At 73.0% G+C, this 21,047-nt stretch carries 19 protein-coding genes and 1 pseudogene; 13 read left to right on the top strand and 7 right to left on the bottom strand.

Annotation, left to right across the window (positions count from 1 at the left end):
• Positions 1 to 54 precede the first annotated feature (54 nt).
• Complete coding sequence (locus ABZW30_RS39920) at positions 55 to 852, bottom strand: GNAT family N-acetyltransferase (RefSeq protein WP_355676204.1); 798 nt, start codon at positions 850 to 852, stop codon at positions 55 to 57.
• Positions 853 to 895: 43 nt separating this feature from the next.
• Positions 896 to 1,672, bottom strand: a complete 777-nt coding sequence (locus tag ABZW30_RS39915) for a crotonase/enoyl-CoA hydratase family protein (RefSeq protein WP_355676203.1) — start codon at positions 1,670 to 1,672, stop codon at positions 896 to 898.
• A gap of 168 nt (positions 1,673 to 1,840) precedes the next feature.
• On the opposite strand from ABZW30_RS39915, the gene ABZW30_RS39910 reads away from it, so the two are divergent.
• The gene (locus tag ABZW30_RS39910) at positions 1,841 to 3,175 is read left to right on the top strand and encodes a PLP-dependent aminotransferase family protein (RefSeq protein ID WP_355676202.1); all 1,335 of its coding nucleotides are present in this window, start codon (positions 1,841 to 1,843) and stop codon (positions 3,173 to 3,175) included.
• Between the two features lie 153 nt (positions 3,176 to 3,328).
• Positions 3,329 to 4,108, top strand: a complete 780-nt coding sequence (locus ABZW30_RS39905; RefSeq protein ID WP_355676201.1) for an aminoglycoside phosphotransferase family protein — start codon at positions 3,329 to 3,331, stop codon at positions 4,106 to 4,108.
• 86 nt (positions 4,109 to 4,194) lie between these two features.
• Here the strand turns inward: ABZW30_RS39905 and ABZW30_RS39900 are convergent, their stop codons facing one another.
• Positions 4,195 to 5,166: a YafY family protein gene (locus ABZW30_RS39900; RefSeq protein WP_355676200.1), complete on the bottom strand. Its 972-nt coding sequence runs from the start codon at positions 5,164 to 5,166 to the stop codon at positions 4,195 to 4,197.
• A 99-nt stretch (positions 5,167 to 5,265) separates the two neighbouring features.
• Between ABZW30_RS39900 and ABZW30_RS39895 the strand changes: the two genes are divergently transcribed.
• Positions 5,266 to 5,820: a DinB family protein gene (locus ABZW30_RS39895; RefSeq protein ID WP_355676199.1), complete on the top strand. Its 555-nt coding sequence runs from the start codon at positions 5,266 to 5,268 to the stop codon at positions 5,818 to 5,820.
• A gap of 62 nt (positions 5,821 to 5,882) precedes the next feature.
• Here the strand turns inward: ABZW30_RS39895 and ABZW30_RS39890 are convergent, their stop codons facing one another.
• Positions 5,883 to 6,098, bottom strand: a complete 216-nt coding sequence (locus ABZW30_RS39890) for a heavy-metal-associated domain-containing protein (protein ID WP_355676198.1) — start codon at positions 6,096 to 6,098, stop codon at positions 5,883 to 5,885.
• A 288-nt stretch (positions 6,099 to 6,386) separates the two neighbouring features.
• Between ABZW30_RS39890 and ABZW30_RS39885 the strand changes: the two genes are divergently transcribed.
• Positions 6,387 to 7,088, top strand: coding sequence for a DUF3152 domain-containing protein (locus ABZW30_RS39885; protein WP_355676197.1), 702 nt, complete (start codon positions 6,387 to 6,389; stop codon positions 7,086 to 7,088).
• A gap of 259 nt (positions 7,089 to 7,347) precedes the next feature.
• The gene (locus ABZW30_RS39880; RefSeq protein ID WP_355676206.1) at positions 7,348 to 8,268 is read left to right on the top strand and encodes a glutaminase; all 921 of its coding nucleotides are present in this window, start codon (positions 7,348 to 7,350) and stop codon (positions 8,266 to 8,268) included.
• 127 nt (positions 8,269 to 8,395) lie between these two features.
• Here the strand turns inward: ABZW30_RS39880 and glmS are convergent, their stop codons facing one another.
• Positions 8,396 to 10,222 (bottom strand): glutamine--fructose-6-phosphate transaminase (isomerizing), encoded by a 1,827-nt coding sequence (gene glmS, locus ABZW30_RS39875; protein ID WP_355676196.1) that lies wholly within the window; start codon positions 10,220 to 10,222, stop codon positions 8,396 to 8,398.
• Positions 10,223 to 10,321: 99 nt separating this feature from the next.
• A complete protein-coding gene (locus tag ABZW30_RS39870) occupies positions 10,322 to 10,597 on the bottom strand; it encodes a hypothetical protein (protein WP_326847101.1) in 276 nt (91 codons plus the stop codon).
• 193 nt (positions 10,598 to 10,790) lie between these two features.
• Between ABZW30_RS39870 and asnB the strand changes: the two genes are divergently transcribed.
• From asnB to ABZW30_RS39850, 4 genes are all read left to right on the top strand, one after another.
• A complete protein-coding gene (gene asnB, locus ABZW30_RS39865; RefSeq protein ID WP_355676195.1) occupies positions 10,791 to 12,650 on the top strand; it encodes an asparagine synthase (glutamine-hydrolyzing) in 1,860 nt (619 codons plus the stop codon).
• Between the two features lie 209 nt (positions 12,651 to 12,859).
• The gene (locus tag ABZW30_RS39860; RefSeq protein WP_355676194.1) at positions 12,860 to 13,975 is read left to right on the top strand and encodes a hypothetical protein; all 1,116 of its coding nucleotides are present in this window, start codon (positions 12,860 to 12,862) and stop codon (positions 13,973 to 13,975) included.
• Positions 13,976 to 14,106: 131 nt separating this feature from the next.
• On the top strand, positions 14,107 to 15,531 hold the full coding sequence (locus tag ABZW30_RS39855; RefSeq protein ID WP_355676193.1) for a pyridoxal-dependent decarboxylase: 1,425 nt from the start codon (positions 14,107 to 14,109) through the stop codon (positions 15,529 to 15,531).
• Between the two features lie 77 nt (positions 15,532 to 15,608).
• Positions 15,609 to 16,034 (top strand): hypothetical protein, encoded by a 426-nt coding sequence (locus tag ABZW30_RS39850; RefSeq protein ID WP_355676192.1) that lies wholly within the window; start codon positions 15,609 to 15,611, stop codon positions 16,032 to 16,034.
• Between the two features lie 73 nt (positions 16,035 to 16,107).
• On the opposite strand, the gene ABZW30_RS39845 is transcribed toward ABZW30_RS39850, so the two are convergent.
• Positions 16,108 to 16,332, bottom strand: a complete 225-nt coding sequence (locus ABZW30_RS39845) for a hypothetical protein (RefSeq protein WP_355676191.1) — start codon at positions 16,330 to 16,332, stop codon at positions 16,108 to 16,110.
• Between the two features lie 491 nt (positions 16,333 to 16,823).
• Between ABZW30_RS39845 and ABZW30_RS39840 the strand changes: the two are divergent.
• From ABZW30_RS39840 to ABZW30_RS39825, 4 genes and pseudogenes are all read left to right on the top strand, one after another.
• Positions 16,824 to 17,282, top strand: a pseudogene (locus ABZW30_RS39840) (GNAT family N-acetyltransferase); the annotation flags it as partial.
• 259 nt (positions 17,283 to 17,541) lie between these two features.
• Positions 17,542 to 18,804, top strand: a complete 1,263-nt coding sequence (locus ABZW30_RS39835; RefSeq protein ID WP_355676190.1) for a MurT ligase domain-containing protein — start codon at positions 17,542 to 17,544, stop codon at positions 18,802 to 18,804.
• A 46-nt stretch (positions 18,805 to 18,850) separates the two neighbouring features.
• Positions 18,851 to 19,579: a glutamine amidotransferase gene (locus tag ABZW30_RS39830; RefSeq protein ID WP_355676189.1), complete on the top strand. Its 729-nt coding sequence runs from the start codon at positions 18,851 to 18,853 to the stop codon at positions 19,577 to 19,579.
• A 352-nt stretch (positions 19,580 to 19,931) separates the two neighbouring features.
• Positions 19,932 to 20,957 carry a 6-phosphofructokinase gene (locus ABZW30_RS39825; protein ID WP_355676188.1) on the top strand — a complete coding sequence of 342 codons (1,026 nt, stop codon included), beginning with the start codon at positions 19,932 to 19,934 and terminating at the stop codon, positions 20,955 to 20,957.
• The last annotated feature ends 90 nt before the right edge of the window (positions 20,958 to 21,047 follow it).

The raw sequence follows: 21,047 nt of genomic DNA, 5'->3' as shown, positions 1-21,047 counted from the left end.
CGCTGATCACCGCCCTGTGGCGTTGCCCGGCCTGCCACCGAAACCCGAACGACCTCACCGGCCTTGGTCAAGGACCATGACCGAGCCCTGGTGGAAGGAGTGGATGCGGCCGATCTCGGTGAAGCCCCGCCGCCCGTACCACGCCCGCGGCCAGTCGGCGGCGTCCGCGAGGAGGAACAGCTGCGGGATCCCGGCGGCAGCCGCGAGCGCCAGACCGGTGGCGAGCAGGGTGTCCCCGTGGCCCGCGCCACGGTGCCGGGCGTCGGTGACCAGGTCCTCCAACTGGGCCAGTCCTGCCGCCCGGTCGAGGTAGAGGTCGCTCCAGGCCGCGACCTCCCCGCCCGGCGTCCGGGCGGCCAGGAAGTGCACCTGCTCGGCACCGCACAGCCGGGCGGCCCGGCGGTCGGTGAGCTGGCGGGCGAGCTCCGGGTCCTCGTACCACTCCGACTGCTGGCGCAGGACCGCCGCCCGCAGCTCGGCCAACTCGGCCGGATGCGCGGCCGGTTCGGGCAGCTCACAGCCCACCGTCTCCCGGGCCAGGACCACGGCGGCGCCCCACTCGTACCCCGCCTCGGTCAGTACCGGAGCGGCCCGCTCGCCCAGCTCGTCGTCCAGCACGGTGATGGCGTACTGCCTGCGCTGCCCGAGCCACCGCACCGCCAGCTCGGGCAGTACCGCCGGGTCGGTACCCGGCCCTGCCACCACCAGGTGGTTGTGCTCATGGGAGAGGACGAACTCCTCGTGCGTGACCGCGAACACCCCGGGGAACTCGGGCAGTTCGACGATCGCGGCCGCCTGGCGACGGGCGAAGGCGACGTGGAAGGCGGTCACGCGCTCAAGCAGATCGGACATCCCCCCATGGTCGCCCCGCCCGCCGCTCCAGGCCAAGCGATTATCAGCGGGCGGCCGGCGAACGGTCCAGGAACCGCCGCAGTCCGTCGCGTACGCCGTCCGTCGGCACGGTGGCCGCGAAGGCCGCCGCCTCGACCGCCAGGCCCTCGTCGATGGGCAGGTTGATCCCCCGGGTGACGGCTCGCAGGCAGGCCGCCACGGCGGTCGGCGCGTACCGGATGATCCGGTCGGCCAAGTCCATGGCCGCGTCCAGGAGTTCGTCCGCCGGAACGACCGAGTTGACCAGGCCGATCTCGGCGGCCCGGGCGGCCGGGATCGGGTCGCCGGTGAGGATCATCTCCAGCCCGCGCTTGCGGCCGACGTGGCGCGGCAGCCGCTGCGAGCCGCCGAAGGGCGGCGGGAAGCCGAGCGAGATCTCCGGCTTGGCGAAGGTCGCGTGCTCGGCCGCGATCGCCAGCGGCGCGGCCTCGGTGATCTCGCAACCCCCTCCGAACGCAAGCCCGTTGACGGCGACGACGACCGGCTTCGGGAACTCCTCGATCCGCCGGGTCAGCGTGTGGCCGCGCCGGACGAACTCGCGCAGCGCCTGCTCCGCCCCGCCCGCGATGCTGGCGGCCAGGGACGGGATGTCCGCGCCCGCGCTGAACGCGCGCCGGCCGGCGCCGGTGAGGATGACGGCGCGGACGGTGTCGTCCGCGTCGATCCGGTCGAGTTCGGCGAGCAGCGCGTCGATCGTCGGGTAGTCGAGGGCGTTGAGCTTCTTCTCCCGGTCGATGGTGAGGGTGACGACGTGCTGGTCCCGCTCGCTGTGGACGGTCATGGCCGGATGCTCCCTTTCGGCTTGTTCCCTGCACGTCGCAGGCTAGGAACACCGACCCAGGACAATCCACTTATTGTCCTGCATACACTCAGGCGCACTCCTGACGCGCTCCCGGCGCGCTCCGCCCCACACGCCGCCCACCTCGGACCCCGGAACGGCAGGCCACCCATGCGACCGCCCTCCTACAAGGCCATCGTCGACGAGTACGCGGCCGCGATCCGCTCCGGCGCCCTCCCGGCCGGCACCCGGCTGCCCACCCACCGGGCGCTCGCCCGCGAACGCCGGATCGCCCTCGCCACGGCCACCCGGGTGTACGCCGAACTGGGCGCCGCCGGACTGGTGGTCGGCGAGCAGGGCCGGGGCACCTTCGTCCGGGTGCGTTCCGGCTACGACGGCATCGAACCCTCGCGCGCCCTCCCGGTGCCCCGGGTGGCGGACCTCTCCTTCAACCAGCCGCTCGCCCCCGGCCAGGGCGACCTGCTGCGCCAGGCCCTGCGCGCGCTCGCCTCCTCCGGCGACGCCGAGGCCCTGCTGCGCCAGCACCCGCCGGGCGGCCACCGGCACGACCGGGCCGTGGTGGCCACCTACCTGCTGGACCGCGGGGTCGACACGGCGCCGGAGAACGTCCTGCTCGCCAGCGGGGCGCAGCAGGCGCTGGACTGCGTCCTGCGCACCCTCACCCGCCCCGGCGACGTGCTCGCCGTGGACGCGCTCAGCTATCCGGGCATCAAGTTGCTCGCCGGCGCCCACGGCCTCGACCTGGCCCCCGTCCCGGTCACCCCCGCCGGTCCGGACCTCGACGCGCTCGACCGGCTCTGCCACGCCCGCCCGGTCCGCGCGGTGTACACGATCCCGACGGTTCACAACCCGCTCGGCTGGGTGCTGGACCGCACCCAGCGCGAGCGGCTCACCGCGATCGCCGCCGAGCACGACTGCACGCTGATCGAGGACGGCACCTACGCCTTCCTGGAAGCCGCGCCGCCCCCGCCGCTGCACGCCCTCGCCCCCGAGCGCACCTGCTACGTCGCCGGCCTGTCCAAGAACGTCGCCCCCGGCCTGCGGTTCGGCTTCGCCGTGCTCCCCGACCGCCACCTGCGCGCCGCCACCACCCGACTCCGCGCGGCCGCCTGGGGCGCCCCCGGCCTGACCACCGCCCTCGCCACCGGCTGGCTCGCCGACGGCACTGTCACCCACCTCGAACACCACCGCCGCACCGACGCCGCCGCCCGCCAGTCGCTCGCCCGTACCGCCCTGTCCGGCCTCCCCGTCACCGCCCACCCCACCTCCTACATCCAGTGGCTCACCCTGGAACCCCATCAACGCCCCGACCACGTCGCCGCCCTCCTCGCAGCCGAGGGCATCCTCATCTCCACCGCCGACGCCTTCGCCACCACCCCCCACCACCCCAACGCCATCCGCCTCGCCCTCGCCACACCCCCGCTCACCCGACTCACCGAGGCCCTCCAGCGCCTAAGGGCCACCGTCGAGTCCATCGCCCCGTGAGCCCACGCGCAGGAAGTCGGCCCGCCCGACTTCCTGCGCGGCGCGGGGAGAGTGGTTGTCCGGGACGTCGCGCTGACCGGCCCCGGCGTCAATTCACCGGCCCCGGCGTCAATTCATAGGACACCGCCATGGGCGCACGGTTACGCTCGCCCGGTGATCGAGGACGGCGCCACCGACCAGGGCAGCGTGACCACCGTGCGGCGGATCGGCGAAACGATCCGCCGGCCGGTCGGCGAGTGGACGCCCGCGGTGCACGCCCTGCTGACCCACCTGGAAACGGTGGGTTTCGCGCGCGCCCCGCGCGTCCTCGGCGTCGACGGCACCGAAGAGGTGCTGTCGCTGGTCCACGGCGAACCCGCGTTCTCCCCCTGGCCGTCGGCTCTGCGATCGACCGCCGGCATCAGCGAGCTGGGGCGCTGGCTGCGCGACTACCACGACGCCGCCCAGGACTTCCGGCCGCCGGCCGACGCCCGATGGCAGGGCCGGCAGGACGAGTGGAGGCCCGGCATGGTCATCAGGCACGGCGACCTCGGCCCGTGGAACTCCATCTGGGACGGCGACCGACTGGCCGGCTTCATCGACTGGGACTTCGCCGCACCCGGTCACGCCCTCGACGACCTCGCCCAACTCGCCTGGTACGCCGTACCCCTGCGCCCCGCCGAACAGCAGCGACGAGCACCGATCACCGGCGCGCACACCCTGCGAAGCCGCCTCAACGCCCTGTGCACCGCCTACGGCGCGCAGCCGGCGGCCGTGCTCGACGCCCTCGACGCCGTCCAGTCCCGCGAAGCCGAACGCATCGAACGGCTCGGCCGACAGGGCCGCCAGCCCTGGGCCGTGTTCCTCGCCCGCGGCGATGCGGCCGAGATGACGGCCGAGCGATCCTGGCTCCGCTCGGAACGCGCGGCTCTCCTCAACGGGTCGGGCAGCTGAACCCTGACCCGAAGCAGGCCGATGCAGCGCGGCTGACCGGACGACCCGGAACTGCCGCCGCACCAGAAGTCGGCCGAGCCGACGTCCTACTCCGCATCCGCCCCCACCGCCCTCCCGAACCGGGCGGCCCACTCCCCGACCAACTCCCTCAGCTCAGGCGGCTCCACGACCCGGAACTCCGCGCCCAGCGACCCCAGGGCCATCGCGGGCCAGTCCAGCGAGTCCGCCGTCATCACCAGCCGGCAGCACTCGGCCCCGACCTCCTCCACCTCGCCCCACCGCCCGACCTGCCCTCGGACGCGCTCCGCCGACGCCTCGACCACCGCCACCACCCGATGCGGTCGCGGCATCCCGCTGCGGCCCGCGCGGACGAATTCGGCGGCGTCGCCGGCCGGGAGCGCGCGTGGGGCGAAGCGGGCGCCGGTCCCCTCGGCAGCCGTCAGACGGTCGAGGCGGAAGCTGCGCCAGTCGGCCCGGTCGAGGTCGTACGCGACCAGGTACCAGCGTCGGTCGAGGCAGACCAGCCGGTGCGGCTCGACGTGGCGTTCGGTACGGGGCGCGGAGGCGGCGGTGTAGGAGAAGCGGAGCCGTTCGCCGTCGCGGCAGGCCAGGGCGACCACGGTGAGGACGTCCGGGTCGACGCCGGAGCCGGAGGAGGTGCCCCAGTCGACCGGGACGGTCATCGCGCGCAGCGCCTCCACCCGGCGGCGCAGCCGGGCCGGCATCACCTGCACGACCTTGGCCAGCACCCGTACGGAGGCTTCGGTGACGCCCTCCACCGGGCTCTCGGCCGCCGCCTGGAGGCCCACCGCCAGTGCGACCGCCTCCTCGTCGTCGATGACCAGCGGGGGCAGTGCGGCGCCCGCCGCCAGCTGGTAGCCGCCGTCGACGCCGCGCTGGGCGTCGACGGGATAGCCCAGTTCACGCAGCCGGTCGATGTCGCGGCGCAGGGTGCGGACGGAGACGCCGAGTCGGTCGGCCAGTTCCTCACCGGGCCAGTACCGGTGGGTCTGGAGCAGGGAGAGCAGTCGCAGCGTCCGGGTGCTGGTGTTCGCCATGCCCTGATTCTCTCCGGAATTCAGGACAGGAAGTGACCGCAATGGCCCGTACCGTAGTTCTTGTCCGAGGGAGCAGTAACCGAACGGAAGGCCAGAGCCATGACCACGACCACGACCACCACCGCCGCCGCCGCCAAGGCCACCGTCACCGGCGAGCGCGCCGACCTCCTGGTGGCACTGGGGAAGCAGCGGCACTTCCTGCGGTTCACCACCCGCGACCTCACCGACGAGCAGGCCGGCCTGCGGAGCACCGCGAGCGAGCTGTGCCTGGGCGGGCTCATCAAGCACGTGACCTCGGTCGAGCGCTTCTGGGCGAACTTCATCGTGGAGGGCCCGTCCGCGATGCCCGACTTCACCGCCTGGACCGAGGCCGACTTCGCCCGCCGCGCCGACGAGTTCCGCATGCTGCCGGGTGAGACGCTGGCCGGCGTGCTCGCCGAGTACGCCGAGGTGGCCGGCCGTACCGACGACTTGGTGGCCACCCTGGCCGACCTGAGCGCCACTCAGCCGCTGCCGAACGCCCCGTGGTTCGAGGCGGGCGCCGAGTGGTCGGCCCGCCGGGTGCTGATGCACATCGTCGCCGAGACCGCCCAGCACGCGGGCCACGCCGACATCATCCGCGAGTCCCTGGACGGCGCGAAGAGCATGGGCTGACGCGGCTGAAGCAGACGGGTGTCTGCCGCGACACCTCAGCGGCAGTCCCCGTCGCACCGGGGTCAGGCCTGGCCGACGAAGGTGAACCCGGCCCCGTCCACCGCGCTGCGGAGCAGCGTCTCCTCCAGCGGCTGGACCGAGGCCACGGTGACCCGACCGCTCGGCGCGTCCGCGACGACGGCGGTGACGCCGGGGATGGCGGACAGCCCGGCGCTCACCGTCTTCTCGCAGTGGCCGCAGCTCATGCCGGAGACGGTGAGGACGGTGGTGATGGACATGGCGTGCCTCCAATGGCGCATCGAGTACGTGAGGGGCGGTCAACCCGGACCAGCCGGTCGACCCGCACCACAACACCGGATTCCGACGCCGATCCCCAGGGACACGCCGCGCGGGTGGCACCTTCGAGTGGTTCCGGGAACCGGCCGGGCCCCGCGTCCGACGAGGCCGACCGAACCGCCGGCTGAACCCCGGCCCGAACCCGCCCGGCCCCCCGCCTGAACCCCGACCGCCCGCCTGCCCGTTCCTCCTGATGCACCCCTTTTGACCCGGATCAGGAGTTGCTTCGCATGGCCGCCATCGCCCCAAAGCGCTGGAAACGCTGGAAGCCCTGGCACGGCGCACTCGCCCTCGCGCTGGTCGCGGTGGTGACGGCCGGTCTGCTCTGGTGGCGCCCCTGGAACAGCGAGCCCGCGCCGCTGGCCTTCACCACCGCGCCCGGCGACTCCGCCCGCTTCGGCACCGGGGAGCACCTCTACCGCTACAAGGTGCGGGTGGAGGACGGGATCACCGAGAGCCCCGAGCAGTTCGCCGCCGAGGTGGACGCCGTCCTGGGCGACACCCGGCGCGGCTGGGCCGCCGGGAACACCGCGTCCTTCCAGCGGGTGGCAGCCGACCCGGTGGACTTCACGGTCTACCTTGCCACCCCGCAGTCCACCGACCGGATCTGCGGCCAGTACGGCCTGGACACGGGCGGTTGGGTCAACTGCGGGGTCGGGCACCAGGTCGTGATCAACCTGAAGCGCTGGACCGAGCTGTCCGAGTTCTACCGGGGCAGGCCCGAGCTGTACCACGCGCTCGCCGTCAACCACGAGGTCGGCCACATCCTCGGTAACGGCCACGTCGACTGCCCGGGCCCGGGTGCCCCGGCACCGGTGATGATGCAGCAGATCAAGGGCCTGCACGGCTGCACCCCCAACGGCTGGCCCTACTCGGACGCCGGCACGCTGCTCACCGGCCCGCCCGTCCAGGCCCCGACCAACGCGCCGTAGGCACAGGAAGCCGGGTGCACGGCGGCGCGCGTGCTACTGGACGCCGGAACGACCGAAGGCCCTGGAGCCGGCCGCCGCCCGCACCGGCGGCCTGGTGACGGCCTTCGGCTCCACCCTGCGCGGACCACGGATGTGCCACTGCCCCCGAACGCGGATAATCACTGGTCGGACCGGATGCCACCGAAAGGTCGACACCCGCTCCGACCATGATCGTCAAGCGTGTGCACGTGGAGGAACAGCCGTGATCGACGCGGAGAGCCTGGACTGGCCGGTGCTGCTGGAGGCCGCCGAGGCGGCCGCCCGGGCGACCACGGGCCGCGGCCGTGTCGCCGACTACATCCCGGCCCTCGCCACCGCCGACCCGGAGGCCTTCGGCATGGCCGTGGCCACCGTCGACGGCGAGCTGTACGGCGTCGGCGACTGGGAGCAGTCGTTCTCCATCCAGAGCGTCTCCAAGCTGTTCTCCCTGGCCCTCGCCCTCTCCTACAGCGACGACGGCGGCGACAGCCTCTGGCGGGGCGTCGGCCGCGAGCCCTCCGGCAACCCCTTCAACTCCCTGGTGCAGCTGGAGACCGAGCACGGCATCCCGCGCAACCCCTTCATCAACGCGGGCGCCCTGGTGGTCACCGACCGCCTGCACTCACTGACCGGCGACGCCTCCGGCGCCGTACGGGAGTTCCTGCGCCGTGAGTCCGACAACCCGCTGCTGGACACCGACCCGGTGATCGCCGCCTCCGAGGCCGAACACGGCCACCGCAACGCCGCGCTCGCCCACTTCATCGCCAGCCACGGCAACCTGCAGAACCCCGTCGAGACCGTCCTGGACCACTACTACGCCCACTGCGCCATCGCCGCGAGCTGCCGCGACCTCGTCCTGGCCGGCTCCTTCCTCGCCCGCTACGGCGTGCGCACCGACGGAACCCGGCTGATGTCCCGCAGCGAGGCCAAGCGCGTCAACGCCGTCCTCCTCACCTGCGGCACCTACGACGCCGCCGGCGAGTTCGCCTTCCGGGTCGGCCTGCCCGGCAAGAGCGGCGTCGGCGGCGGCATCCTCGCCGTACTCCCCGGCCGTGCCGCCGTCTGCGCCTGGGGCCCCCGCCTCGACCAGGCCGGCAACTCCGTCGCCGCCGTCACCGCCCTCGACACCCTCACCACGCTCTCCGGCTGCTCGGTCTTCTGAGGTGTGCCGAGGTGTGCCGAGGTGCCCTGAGGTGTGCCGAGGTGCCCTGAAGTGTGCCGGCCGGAGAGCATCCGGGCCCCGGTCGTCCGCACAGCGACCGGGGCCCGGAGTCCTGACGGACGGCGGACTACTCCACCGTCACGCTCTTCGCCAGGTTGCGCGGCTTGTCCACGTCGCGCCCGAGGGCGACGGCAGCGTGGTAGGCCAGCAGCTGGAGCGGGATGTTGAGGAGCAGCGGGTCCAACTCCGGCTCGCTCTTGGGGACCAGGATGCAGTGGTCGGCGAGCTTCTCCTCGGGGCGGCGGTGGGCGACGGCGATGACGCGGCCGTGGCGGGCCTTGATCTCACCGAGGGTGGTGAGGTTCTTGTCGAGCAGCTCGTCGTCCGGGACCAGTGCCACGGTGGGCAGTTCGGGGCTGATCAGGGCCAGCGGGCCGTGCTTGAGCTCACTCGCCGGGTACGCCTCGGCGTGAACGTAGGAAATCTCCTTGAGCTTCTGCGCGCCCTCGCGGGCGGCCGGGTAGCCGCGGACCCGGCCGATGAACATCATGCCGCTGGAGTCGGCGTACTCGGCGGCGAGTTCGGCGATCGCGTCGCTCTGGTCGAGGACCTCGCGGATCTGGTCCGGCAGGGCCTGCAGGGCCGAGACGATGCGCCGGCCGTCGGCGGGCGAGAGGTCGTGGATGCGGCCGAAGTGCAGGGCGAGCAGGGCGAAGGCGACCACGGTGGAGGTGAACGCCTTGGTGGAGGCGACCGAGACCTCGGGGCCGGCGTGCAGGTAGATGCCGCCGTCGCACTCGCGGGCGATCGCGCTGCCCACGGTGTTGACGACGCCGAGCACCCGGCCGCCCTTGCGCTTGATCTCCTGGACGGCGGCCAGCGTGTCGTAGGTCTCGCCGGACTGGCTGACCGCGACGTAGAGGGTGTCCGCCTCGATCACCGGGTTGCGGTAGCGGAACTCCGAGGCCGGCTCGCTGTGCGCGGGGATCCGGGCCAGCTCCTCGATCAGCTGCGCGCCCATCTCGCCCGCGTAGTAGGCGGATCCGCAGCCGAGGATCTTCACCCGGCGGATCTCGCGCAGCTCCCGGGCGTCCAGGTTGAGGCCGCCGAGGTGGGCGGTGCTGAAGCGCTCGTCGAGCCGGCCGCTGAGGGTGCGCTCGACCGAGGTGGGCTGCTCGTTGATCTCCTTGAGCAGGAAGTGCTCGTAGCCGGCGGTGTCGTAGGAGTCGATCTCCCAGTCCACGGTGGACGGCTGACGGTGGGTGGTGCGGGCGTCCGCGGTGAAGGTGCGGAAGCCGTCGGCCCGGACGGTGGCCAGCTCGCCGTCCTCCAGGTGCACGACCTGGCGGGTGTAGCGGACCAGGGCGGAGACGTCGGAGGCGACGAACATCTCCTTCTCGCCGATGCCGAGGACGATCGGGCTGCCGTTGCGGGCGACCACGATCCGGTCCGGCTGCTCGGCGTCCAGCACCGCGATGCCGTAGGTACCGACGACCCGGCCGAGGGCGGCGCGGACGGCGTCCTCCAGCTCGACGCCCTCGGCGGCGTGGGCGGCGATCAGGTGGGAGAGCACCTCGGTGTCGGTCTCGGAGCGGAACACGGCGCCCTCGGCGGTCAGCTTGGCGCGCAGCTCGTCGGCGTTCTCGATGATGCCGTTGTGGACGACGGCGATCCGCTCGGCGTTGTCCAGGTGCGGGTGGGCGTTGGCGTCGCTGGGGACGCCGTGGGTGGCCCAGCGGGTGTGGCCGATGCCGGCGGTTCCCTTGAACCGGGCCGGCACGGCCGCCGCGAGGTCGGCGACCCGGCCCTTGACCTTGCGGAGCTTGATCCCGCCGCTGCGCCCGGTGACGGCGACACCGGCCGAGTCGTAGCCGCGGTACTCCAGTCGGGCCAGCCCCTCCAGCAGGAAGGGGGTGGCGTCCTTGGGGCCGATGTAGGCCACGATTCCGCACATACGTGGACTCCTCCTGAGATAAGTCGGGTCTTGAGGGTCTTGAGGGTCTTGAGGGTCTTGAGAACGTCGGGAACGGCCGAGGAAGGCGGGGAACGGCGCTCAGCCGTACACGATCCGGCGCAGCTGTCGAGCCGAGAGTTCCGGCGCCGCCACACGGCGGGCGGGCAACTCCTCGGCGAGCCGGGCGAAGATCCGCTCATTGGTCAGGCCGCGCGCCTGGAGCTCGCCGTGACGGCGACGGACGTACTCCTCGGTGCTCTCGGAGAAGTACGCCAGCACCTCCGCCACGACCCGCGCCGCCTCCCGGGGCCCGAGCGGGCTGGTCCGGGTGAGGTGGGCGAGGAGGTCTTCGTGAGGGTGGGGTGAGCTCGGCACGAGTGAGGACTCTAGGCCGCACCGCCCGGCGAAGCCAAAGATCCTGCCCGGATTCGGGCAGACTTTACGACTTTCAGCTCGGGCAACCATGCGGACGCCCTTCCGTCACCTTCCCGCCAGCCCCTTGAAGCCATGCCGAGTCCACACGTAGCGTGATCCAGCGAACACGTAGCGGAAGACCGGAGGCTTGCTGATGTGCGGGATCACCGGATGGGTCGCCTTCGAGCGCGACCTCACCGCCGACCAGAAGGACCGGGACGTCCTCGACGCGATGACGGCCACACAGCTCTACCGCGGCCCGGACGCCGGGGGCGTCCGCATCGAGCCGCACGCCGCACTGGGCCACCGCCGGCTCGCGGTGATCGACATCGAGGGCGGCGTCCAGCCGATGACGGTCGAGCACGACGGCCGGCTGCTGGCCGCCCTCACCTACAGCGGCGAGGTCTACAACCACCGCGAGCTGCGCGCGGAACTGGAGGCGGCCGGGCACCGCTTCCGCACCCGCAGCGACACCGAGGTCGTGCTGCACGCCTACCTGGAGTGGGGCGAGGGCCTGGCGGAGCGGCTCAACGGCATGTTCGCCTTCGCGATCTGGGACGCCCGCCGCGAGGAGTTGCTGCTGGTCCGCGACCGGATGGGCGTCAAGCCGCTGCACTACCACCCCACCCCGGACGGCGTGGTCTTCGGCTCCGAGGTCAAGGCGGTCCTGGCGCACCCCTCGGTCCGCCCGGTGGTCGACCTGGACGGGCTGCGCGAACTGCTCGGCCACGCCCGCACCCCCGGCCTCACCCCCTACCGGGGCATCCACGAGGTCCGCCCCGGGCACCTGGTGCGGGTGCGCCGCGAGGGCCTCTCGGTGCGCCGCTACTGGGCGCTGGAGCCACGCGAGCACACCGACTCGCTGGAGGCCACCGTCGCCACCGTCCGGGCCCTGCTGGACGACATCGTCCACCGCCAGCTGGACTCGGACGTGCCGCTCTGCTCGCTGCTCTCCGGCGGCCTGGACTCCAGCGCCGTCACCGCCCTCGCCGCCAGGATGCTGCGCCGGGCCGGCGCCGGCCCGGTGCGCTCCTTCTCCGTCGACTTCACCGGCCAGGGCCGGAACTTCCACACCGACGAGGTGCGGCAGACCGAGGACGGCCCGTACGCCAGGCTGCTCGCCCAGCACGTGGGCGCCGACCACACGGTGATCGAGCTGGACGCCACCGAGCTCACCGACCTGTCCCGGCGCACCACCGTGCTGCGCGCCCGCGACCTGCCGGGCGGCGTCGGCGACATGGACATCTCGCTGCTGCTGCTCTTCCGGGGCGTGCGCCGGGAGTCCACCGTGGCGCTGTCCGGCGAGTCCGCCGACGAGCTGTTCGGCGGCTACCGCTGGTTCCACGACCCGAAGACCGTCGCCACCGAGGACTTCCCCTGGGCCGCCGGCCTCTCCGCCGTCGCCGGCCCGGGCTCCGTCCCGCGCGAACACCTGCTGGACGCCGGCCTGCTCACCAAGCTCGACCTGGACGGCTACCGCAGGGCCCGCTACCGCGAGGCGATCGCCGAGGTCCCGCACCTGGAGCACGCGGACCCGTTGGAGCGGCGGATGCGCGAGATCTCGTACCTCAACCTGACCCGCTTCGTCTGCATCCTGCTCGACCGCAAGGACCGGATGAGCATGGCCAACGGGCTGGAGGTGCGGGTGCCGTTCTGCGACCACCGGCTCGTGCAGTACGTCTTCAACACCCCGTGGGCGATGAAGACCTTCGACGGACGGGAGAAGAGCCTGCTGCGCGCCGCCGTCCGGGACGTACTGCCGGCCGCGGTCGCCGACCGCGTGAAGAGCCCGTACCCGGTGACCGCCGACCCGCACTACCCCGCGCTGCTGCGCGCCGAACTCGCCCGGCTCGCCGCCGCGCGCACGTCCCCCGCGCTCGGGCTGCTCGACCGGAGCCGCCTCACCGACGCGCTCGCCCAGGACACCGACCCGCAGTCGGTCCGGCTCGGCGTCGACCTCGCGCTGGACCTGGACGCCTGGCTGACGGAGTACCAGGTGGCCCTGGAGCTCTGAGGATCGGGGTACGGACGGTGCGGCGGCCCACCGGAAGGCCGCTGCGCCGTCCGGATGATCACCGGGAACCGGCCCGCCCCGCCCGGGCGTCGCACGATGCGGTAGCGTCGCCGATGCCTCTCGAATGGCGGGCGAAAACGCGGATTCCCGCCCCCGTGCCGTCAGGATGGGAGCGAACCGTCCACCTCGATCCGCCGGGGGATCCCGTCATGCAACCGCGAGTATTCGCGATTCTCACCGCCCTGCTCCTGGGCGTCCTGGGCCTCGGCTCGGTGGCCGTCACCGACTGGTCGCCCGCGGCGGCCACCGTGGCCCCGGCCGCCGGCGCCACCGGGACCGCCCCCGGCGCGCAGCCCGCCGCGACCGGCACCGCGAGCGCCACCCCGACCGGCGACCCGGCGGTGTGGACCCGCTCGACGCTGCGCAACAAGCTGATGGCCGAGATGGACGCCACCGACCCCGGCGTCGCCCTCGCCGACCTCGACAAGATCACCAAGGAGAAGCCGTACACCGTGCGCTTCTGCCACCCGATCGCGCACGAGCTCGGCCACGCGGCGGTCAAGCGCTTCAACGAGGACTTCCAGAAGGTCATCTCCTTCCCGCACGAGACCTGCGCGGCCGGCTACCTGCACGGCGCGGTCGAGGAGATGCTCAACGCCTCCACCCAGCCCGAGGTGGACCTGCTCAAGCTCTGCGCCCCCAAGAACACCGGCCCCTGCATCCACGGCGTCGGCCACGGCACGATGTTCGTCGCCAAGCAGGACGTCGCCAAGGCGCGCGACCTGTGCAACAAGTTCACCACCGACCAGAACAGGATCCGCTGCTCCGAGGGCCTGTTCATGCAGCTCTTCGGCCCGGACGAGGAGGACGAGCAGGCCAAGGCGAACCTGCCCGCCGACAAGCTCGCCCAGGACCCGCTGTACCCCTGCAAGGACCAGCCGGCCCTGTTCCAGTCCGCCTGCTTCTTCTACGCCCCGACCTTCTACCTGTCCTCGCACGACTACCCGAACCACCCCGAGGTCTACGCCGACGCCCTCAAGTGGTGCCTCAACGGCAAGGCCAGCGGCGGGGCGGTGGACTGCAGCCGGGGCGTCGGCTCGCGCACCATGAAGTACAACCTGGACCGCGAGGACTGGGCCGCCCAGCAGTGCGCCACCGCCGCCGACGGCTGGCAGCGCAAGGCCTGCACGGAGGGGCTGGTCAGCTACTACACGGTCAACTACACCGACGGCGGCGCGGCCGGACGGCTCTGCGCCAAGATCACCAACAAGGAGATGCAGGGCTACTGCCGCTCCGCGAGCGGACTGTCCGCTTCGCTGGACTGACCGCTGGTCTCAGCATGAGGGCCCGCGCCGCACGGCCCTTTGCATAGGATCGCCCGATCATCGCCTGATCAGGGTGCGCCGAGGAAGCCGCGCCTCGCCCAGCCCGCCCCCCGGCCTCCCTGGAGCACGCCATGACCACCGAGGACTTCCGCAGCGCCGCCCACACCACCGCCGAGCTGGTCTCCGACTACCTCGCCGAGCTGCCCGCCCGCCCGGTCTGGCAGCCGATGGACCAGACCGCCCGACAGGCCCTGCTCGACGCCCCGCTGCCCACCGAGGGGCGCCCGCTCACCGAGCTGCTGGACACGATCGGGCGGGACGTCCTCCCGCACCCCATGGGCAACGGCAACCCCCGCTTCTTCGGCTGGGTCAACTCCGCCCCCGCCCCGGCCGGGGTGCTCGCCACCCTCGCCGCCGCCGCGATGAACCCCAGCTCGGCCGGAGGCGACCACGCCGACGTCCACCTGGAGCGCGCCGTCGTCCGCTGGATCGCCGAACTCGTCGGCTTCCCGCACCCGGCCGGCGGCGGCCTGCTCACCTCCGGCACCTCGATGGCGACCGTCGTCTGCCTCGCCGCCGCCCGCAACCGCGCCGCCCGACTGGCCGGCCGGGACGTCCGCGAGGACGGCCTCACGGGCATGCCGCCGCTGGTCGGCTACGCCACCGGCGAGACCCACTCCTGCGTCCGCAAGGCCGCCGAACTCCTCGGCCTCGGCAGCCGGCACCTGCGCACCGTCGCCACCGGACCCGACGGCCGCCTGGACACCGCCGACCTGCGGGCAGCCGTCGAGCGCGACCGCGCGGCCGGAATGCTGCCCTTCCTGGTGGTCGCCTCGGCCGGCACCGTCGGCACCGGCGCGGTGGACGAATTCGGCCCGATCGCCGACCTGTGCGAGGAGCAGCGGCTCTGGCTGCACGTGGACGGCGCGTACGGCGCCTTCGGCCGGCTCGACCCCGCCATCGCCCACCGCTACGAGGGCCTGGAGCGCGCCGACTCACTCGCCCTCGACCCGCACAAGTGGCTCGGCGTCCCGGTCGACTGCGGCTGCGCGCTGGTCCGCGACACCGACGAACTGCGCGGCACCTTCAGCCTCGTCCCGTCCTACCTGCGCGACGATGCGGCCGGCTCGCTCGGCTGGTTCTCCGAGTACGGCACCGAGCAGACCCGCCCGTTCCGCGCCCTCAAGGTCTGGGCCACCATCGCCCACCGCGGCCGCACGGGCCTCACCCAGGACATCGCCCGGTGCACCGCGCTCGCCCGGCGCCTCGGCGAACTCGTCGAGGCCGACGAGGAGTTGGAGCTGCTCGCCGAGGTGCAGACCTCCATCGTCGCGTTCCGCCACCGCGCCCCGGGCCTGGACGCCGCCGCCCGTGACACCCTCAACCGCGACCTCCCGGTCGCCGTCCAGCGGCGCGGCCGGGTCTTCGTCACCGGCGCCCTGCTCGGCGGGCACGAGATGCTCCGCGCCTGTCTACTCAACGCCGCCACCACCGAGGAGGACTTGCGCCTGCTCCTCGCGGAGGTGAAGGCCGCGGCCCGCGAGCTGAAGCCGTAACACACCCCGGCGGACCTTAACGGCCAGGTCACGACAGGTTCGTGATCGGGAAACACCGGTCGGGCACGGTGGAGGCCATGGAGCACTCGAAGCCTTCCTTCCAGCGCGCCCGCCGCTGGCGCCGTGACACCGTCGAGCTCGCCGCCGCCTTCCTCTCCGTCACCGCCGCCGACCTGATCGCGAAGGTCGTCCTGCACGGCTCCGACGGCCCGATCGTCCTCGCCACCTCCGCCCTCGCGCTGCTCGCCGCCGCTCTCCTGCACGCCTGGTGGTCCCCGCACGCCCCTCCCCCGACCACCCTGTGGCGCGTGCGCACCACCGCCCTGGCCCACACCCACACCACCCTCGCCGACCACGAGATCACCCTGCTCTCGCTCCACGCCCACCCCACCACCGACGAACTCTTCCTCCGCACCCCGCGCACCCTCACCCCGACGGCCCTCACCACCCTGCTCACCACCAGCGGCCACACCCTCCAGGACACCCCGACCCGGATCGCCTGAGCAGCGGCCGGTCGCGGCGACGGGGGCCCGGGGAGGCGCCCGCCGGCGGATCACCGAGTGACGGCGACGGGGCTCAGCCCTTCGACGGCTGCACCACGCACAGCGTGTCGCCCAGCATGCCGCCGAAGCCCCCGAGCAGGGTGCCGGTCACGGCCTTGCAGGCGGCGGCCTCCTGCGGGGTCTTGGGGCCGTTGACGCTGTTGGTGCCGTCGGCGGCGGCCGCCTGGGCGAAGGCGAGCGGTACGGCCAGCAGCACGGCGCAACAGGCCGTCGCCGGCGCGGAGTTCCTGGTGGACATCGGGGAGCCCCTTCGGATCGAGGTGGGTTCGGCGAGAAGCCGAGCCATCCCTATCCGAAGCGGCTCCCGTGATCACGGATCCTGGGCCATCCGTGAGTGTGTCCGTCAGTACGCCGTCGTACGGGCCGACGCGGACGAGGTGGGGCCGCCTCCGCCCGGGGCATCAGCGCGTTCACGATCACGTAACCGGCCGGAAGCGCACCGTCGGTAGCGTCGGCCCCATGACGGCATCACGCACTGGCTCCGAACGGCTCTGGCACCGGCCTTTCCGCAGGTCCGACAGCAGGTCCGACCGCAGGTGCGCGGCGCCCGACGGCCAGGCCACCCGGCTGCCCGCGCTCACCGGCGGCCCGTACCGGCAGGCCCGCCCGCGCCCGCTGCCGGCCCGCCCGGACTCCGTGGCCCACCCGGGCGCCCGGGCCGACGAAGCGGTGTCCCGGCTGCCGCTGCCGGACGGGACGGAACTCCTGCTGCGCCCCGTCGGCCCGGCCGACAAGGCGGCGGCCCTCGCGATGCACGGCCGCTGCTCCCCCGCCGCGCTGCGGCAGCGCTACCACGGGCCGGTCCGCGACGCCGACCGCTACCTGGACCACCTGTTGGACGCCCGGCGCGGCCGCAGCCTCGCGGTGACCGCCCCCGACGGGCGGTTGCTCGCCCTCGGGCACCTGATGTGGGACGACGACGAGGCGGAGCTCGCCGTGCTGGTCGAGGACGCCTGGCAGCGGCACGGACTGGGTCTGGCCCTGCTGCGGCGGCTGACCGCGGCGGCCCGGGCCGCCGGGATCGGGACGGTGTACGCGGTGACCCACATCGCCAACACCGCGCTGATCGCCGCGATGCGCCGACTGACCGCCCCGCTGGACTTCCGCACCGAGGACGGCACCCTGGTGATCACCGCCACGCTGGCCGCCGGAACCGCCCCCGCTCCCACCCCCGCTCCGGGCCGCTGATCATTTCTTCACCACATCCTTACCGGCCGTCCCGGGAACCCGGCGACGGCGGCGGAGCGTCGTGAAGGGACGAAGGGTCCCTCCGTACACCGCCCTCCTTGACGGACCGTCAGCGCCCCTCGCGGCCGCGTCACAGCAGACGGCGCGGGGTCCGGTTCGTCCGGCCGGGCTACGGAGTCGGTAGGCTGACCCCGTCCCCGCCGCCCGACGGCCCGTTTCCGGCCCCGGGCGGTGCCGCAGCAAGGAGGAACCACTGAGCATGGCAGGCACCGAATCGGAGCCCACAGGCGCACGCGACGCCTCGCTGCCGGCCCGCGCCAAGATCGCGGTCACGGCCGGCAAGGTCGCCGCCGCCGTGTCGCGCAAGGCCGGACGCGGAAGCGGCTCGGTGATCGGCGGCAAGGTCGCCCTCAGGCTCGACCCCGATCTGCTCGCCACCCTCGCCGACCACCTCGACGTCGTCCTGGTCAGCGCGACCAACGGCAAGACCACCACCACCCGCCTGATCGCCGAGGCGCTGCGCGCCGCCGGCCCGGTGGTCTCCAACGCCCTGGGCGCCAACATGCCGGCCGGCATCACCTCCGCCCTGGCCGGCGGCACCGACGCCCGCTTCGGCGTCATCGAGGTCGACGAGAAGTACCTGGCGACGGTTGCCCGCGACACCCGCCCCAAGGCGATCGCCCTGCTCAACCTCTCCCGCGACCAGCTCGACCGCGCCGCCGAGACCCGCATGATGGCGGAGAAGTGGCGCGAGGGCCTGCAGGACACCGAGGCCGTGGTCATCGCCAACGCCGACGACCCGCTGGTGACCTGGGCCGCCTCCTCCTGCAAGAAGGTGGTCTGGGTGGCCGCCGGACAGGCCTGGAAGGAGGACGCCTGGTCCTGCCCCGCCTGCGGCGGTGTGATGCAGCGCCCCGGCGACGACTGGTTCTGCCAGGACTGCGGCTTCCGGCGCCCCAACCCGCACTGGGCGCTCCAGGGCACCCACGTGATCGACCCGCAGCGCGGCGCCTGGCCCATCCAGCTGCAGCTGCCCGGCCGGGCCAACCTGGCCAACGCCACCAGCTCGGCCGCCGTCGCCGCCGTGTTCGGCGTCTCCCCGCAGGTCGCGCTGGAGCGGATGCGCTCGGTGACCGCCGTCGCCGGCCGCTACGACGTGGTCCAGTACCAGGGCCGGGACATAAGGCTGCTGCTGGCCAAGAACCCGGCCGGCTGGCTGGAGACCTTCTCGCTGATCGACGGCCCGCCGGCCCCGGTGCTCCTCTCCGTCAACGCCCTCGACGCCGACGGCACCGACACCTCCTGGCTGTGGGACGTCGACTACGAGCGTCTGGCCGGCCACCCGATCTTCGTGATGGGCCAGCGCAAGCTGGACCTGGCCGTCCGCCTGGAGGTCGCCGGGCTGCAGTTCCACGTGGTGGACACGCTGGAGCAGGCCGTCCGGATGGCCCCGCCCGGCCGGATCGAGGCCATCGCCAACTACACCGCCTTCCAGCAGCTGCGGAAGGTCGTGGCCGGCTGATGCCGCGCCCGCACACCAGTCTTTTCGTGACGGAAGGCCTTCGAGGATGAGTGAGAGCAGCCTGCGCGTGGTCTGGGTCTACCCGGACCTGCTCAGCACCTACGGCGACCGGGGCAACGCCCTGGTCGTGGAGCGCCGGGCCCGCCAGCGCCATCTCAACGTGACCCGGATCGACGTGCGCTCCGACCAGGCGATCCCCACCAGCGGGGACATCTACCTGATCGGCGGCGGCGAGGACCGGCCGCAGCGGCTCGCCGCCGAGCGGCTTCGGGCCGACAGCGGCCTGGTGCGGGCCGCCGAGAACGGCGCGATCATCTTCGGCGTCTGCGCGGGCTTCCAGATCATGGGCCGCGAGTTCATCAACGACCTCGGCGAGCGCGAGCCGGGCCTCGGCCTGCTCGACGTCTGGACCACGCGCGGCGAGGGCGCCCGCTGCGTCGGCGACGTGCTGGCCGACGTGGACCCGCGGCTCGGTCTGCCACAGCTGACCGGCTTCGAGAACCACCAAGGCGTCACCCACCTCGGCCAGGGCGTGCAGCCGTTCGCCACCGTCACCGTCGGCCGGGGCAACGGCACCGGTGACGGCACCGAGGGTGCCTGGCGGGACACCGTCTTCGGCACCTACCTGCACGGCCCGGTGCTGGCCCGCAACCCCGCCGTGGCCGACATGCTGATCAAGCTGGCGCTGGACGTCAACGCCCTGCCGCCGGCCGACACCACCTGGTACGACGCGCTGCGCGCCGAGCGCATCGCCGCCACGACGCGCCCCTCCTAGTACCTCCGAACGCCCCGCCCGGGTGACCGCATCGCGGTCACCCGGCCCACGGGCGGCCCCGGACGTACGACAATGGGGCTGCCGGCTGCACACCCTCCTCGGCAGCAGGCTGCAATTCCGCGCGGGAACGCCGACGGCGCCGCTCCCGCGTCGGCTCCTGCCCGGCCGGACCAGGGGCCGTATGCTCGACTTCACGGCCGTTTTCGGACGTTCTGTCCGGATCGGCCGGTCCTTCACCCCGCGGCCACCTCCCCGCCGTCCCGGCGTGGAAGCGCCTCGTCACGGGTGTCGGCTCGTCGTCCCAGCCTGTAGTCCGGCCGTTCCTCGGTTCTGCTCGGGAGTTGCAAAGCTAATGCGTATCGGAGTGCTGACCAGCGGCGGTGACTGCCCCGGCCTGAACGCGGTGATCCGTTCCGTGGTGCACCGTGGGGTGGTCGACCACGGCGACGAGATCATCGGGTTCGAGGACGGTTGGCGCGGTTTCCTGGAAGGGCACCACCGCCCCCTGACCCTGGACTCGGTGAGCGGCATCCTGGCCCAGGGCGGCACCATCCTCGGTTCCTCCCGGGTGCAGCCGAGCCACCTGCGGGACGGCGTGGAGCGCGCCAAGAAGTACTGCTCCGACCTCGGTCTGGACGCGGTGATCCCGATCGGCGGCGAGGGCACCCTGAAGGCCGCCAAGCTGATGAGCGACGCGGGCCTGCCGATCGTCGGTGTGCCGAAGACCATCGACAACGACATCGCCGCCACCGACGTGACCTTCGGCTTCGACACCGCCGTCTCGGTCGCCACCGAGGCCCTGGACCGGCTGAAGACCACCGCCGAGTCCCACCAGCGGGTCATGGTCGTCGAGGTCATGGGCCGACACACCGGCTGGATCGCGCTGAACGCGGGCATGGCCGCCGGCGCGCACGCCATCGTCGTCCCGGAGCGTCCGTTCCACATCGAGAAGCTCACCGCCGTCGTCCGCGAGCGCTTCGACCGCCAGAAGAAGTTCGCCATCGTGGTCTGCGCCGAGGGCGCCAAGCCCGAGCCCGGCACCATGCACTGGGAGGAGGGCAGCAAGGACATCTACGGCCACGAGCGCTTCACCGGCATCGCCACCCAGCTCTCCCGCGAACTGGAGCACCGCCTCGGCAAGGAGGCCCGCCCGGTGATCCTCGGCCACACCCAGCGCGGCGGCACCCCGACCGCCTACGACCGGGTGCTCGCCACCCGCTTCGGCTGGCACGCCGTCGAGGCCGTCCACAAGGGCGCCTTCGGGCACATCACCGCGCTGCAGGGCACCAACATCAACCTGGTGCCGCTGGCCGAGGCGGTCGCCGAGCTGAAGACCGTCCCCCAGGACCGTTACCTGGAGGCCGAGACGGTCATCTGACCGGCCGCCTCCGGGCAACCGGCCCCCGGACCGCTCCCGTCGGTCCGGGGGCCCTCGCGCATCCCCGTGCAGCGGACGGGCGTTCCCGCC

This window comes from Kitasatospora sp. NPDC004669 (assembly GCF_040609455.1).
Taxonomy (GTDB): Bacteria; Actinomycetota; Actinomycetes; order Streptomycetales; family Streptomycetaceae; genus Kitasatospora.
Note: the sequence above shows the minus strand (reverse complement) of the source record. Positions and strands in the feature narration are given on the sequence as shown.

Coding starts and splice junctions, on each gene's coding strand:
- ABZW30_RS39855 (WP_355676193.1), top strand. CDS start 14,107: ATGACCACCGAGGACTTCCGCAGCGCCGCCCACACCACCGCCGAGCTG.
- ABZW30_RS39845 (WP_355676191.1), bottom strand. CDS start 16,332: ATGTCCACCAGGAACTCCGCGCCGGCGACGGCCTGTTGCGCCGTGCTG.
- ABZW30_RS39835 (WP_355676190.1), top strand. CDS start 17,542: ATGGCAGGCACCGAATCGGAGCCCACAGGCGCACGCGACGCCTCGCTG.
- ABZW30_RS39825 (WP_355676188.1), top strand. CDS start 19,932: ATGCGTATCGGAGTGCTGACCAGCGGCGGTGACTGCCCCGGCCTGAAC.
- ABZW30_RS39895 (WP_355676199.1), top strand. CDS start 5,266: ATGACCACGACCACGACCACCACCGCCGCCGCCGCCAAGGCCACCGTC.
- asnB (WP_355676195.1), top strand. CDS start 10,791: ATGTGCGGGATCACCGGATGGGTCGCCTTCGAGCGCGACCTCACCGCC.
- ABZW30_RS39900 (WP_355676200.1), bottom strand. CDS start 5,166: ATGGCGAACACCAGCACCCGGACGCTGCGACTGCTCTCCCTGCTCCAG.
- ABZW30_RS39860 (WP_355676194.1), top strand. CDS start 12,860: ATGCAACCGCGAGTATTCGCGATTCTCACCGCCCTGCTCCTGGGCGTC.
- ABZW30_RS39915 (WP_355676203.1), bottom strand. CDS start 1,672: ATGACCGTCCACAGCGAGCGGGACCAGCACGTCGTCACCCTCACCATC.
- ABZW30_RS39910 (WP_355676202.1), top strand. CDS start 1,841: ATGCGACCGCCCTCCTACAAGGCCATCGTCGACGAGTACGCGGCCGCG.
- ABZW30_RS39890 (WP_355676198.1), bottom strand. CDS start 6,098: ATGTCCATCACCACCGTCCTCACCGTCTCCGGCATGAGCTGCGGCCAC.
- ABZW30_RS39830 (WP_355676189.1), top strand. CDS start 18,851: ATGAGTGAGAGCAGCCTGCGCGTGGTCTGGGTCTACCCGGACCTGCTC.
- ABZW30_RS39920 (WP_355676204.1), bottom strand. CDS start 852: ATGTCCGATCTGCTTGAGCGCGTGACCGCCTTCCACGTCGCCTTCGCC.
- ABZW30_RS39850 (WP_355676192.1), top strand. CDS start 15,609: ATGGAGCACTCGAAGCCTTCCTTCCAGCGCGCCCGCCGCTGGCGCCGT.
- ABZW30_RS39885 (WP_355676197.1), top strand. CDS start 6,387: ATGGCCGCCATCGCCCCAAAGCGCTGGAAACGCTGGAAGCCCTGGCAC.
- glmS (WP_355676196.1), bottom strand. CDS start 10,222: ATGTGCGGAATCGTGGCCTACATCGGCCCCAAGGACGCCACCCCCTTC.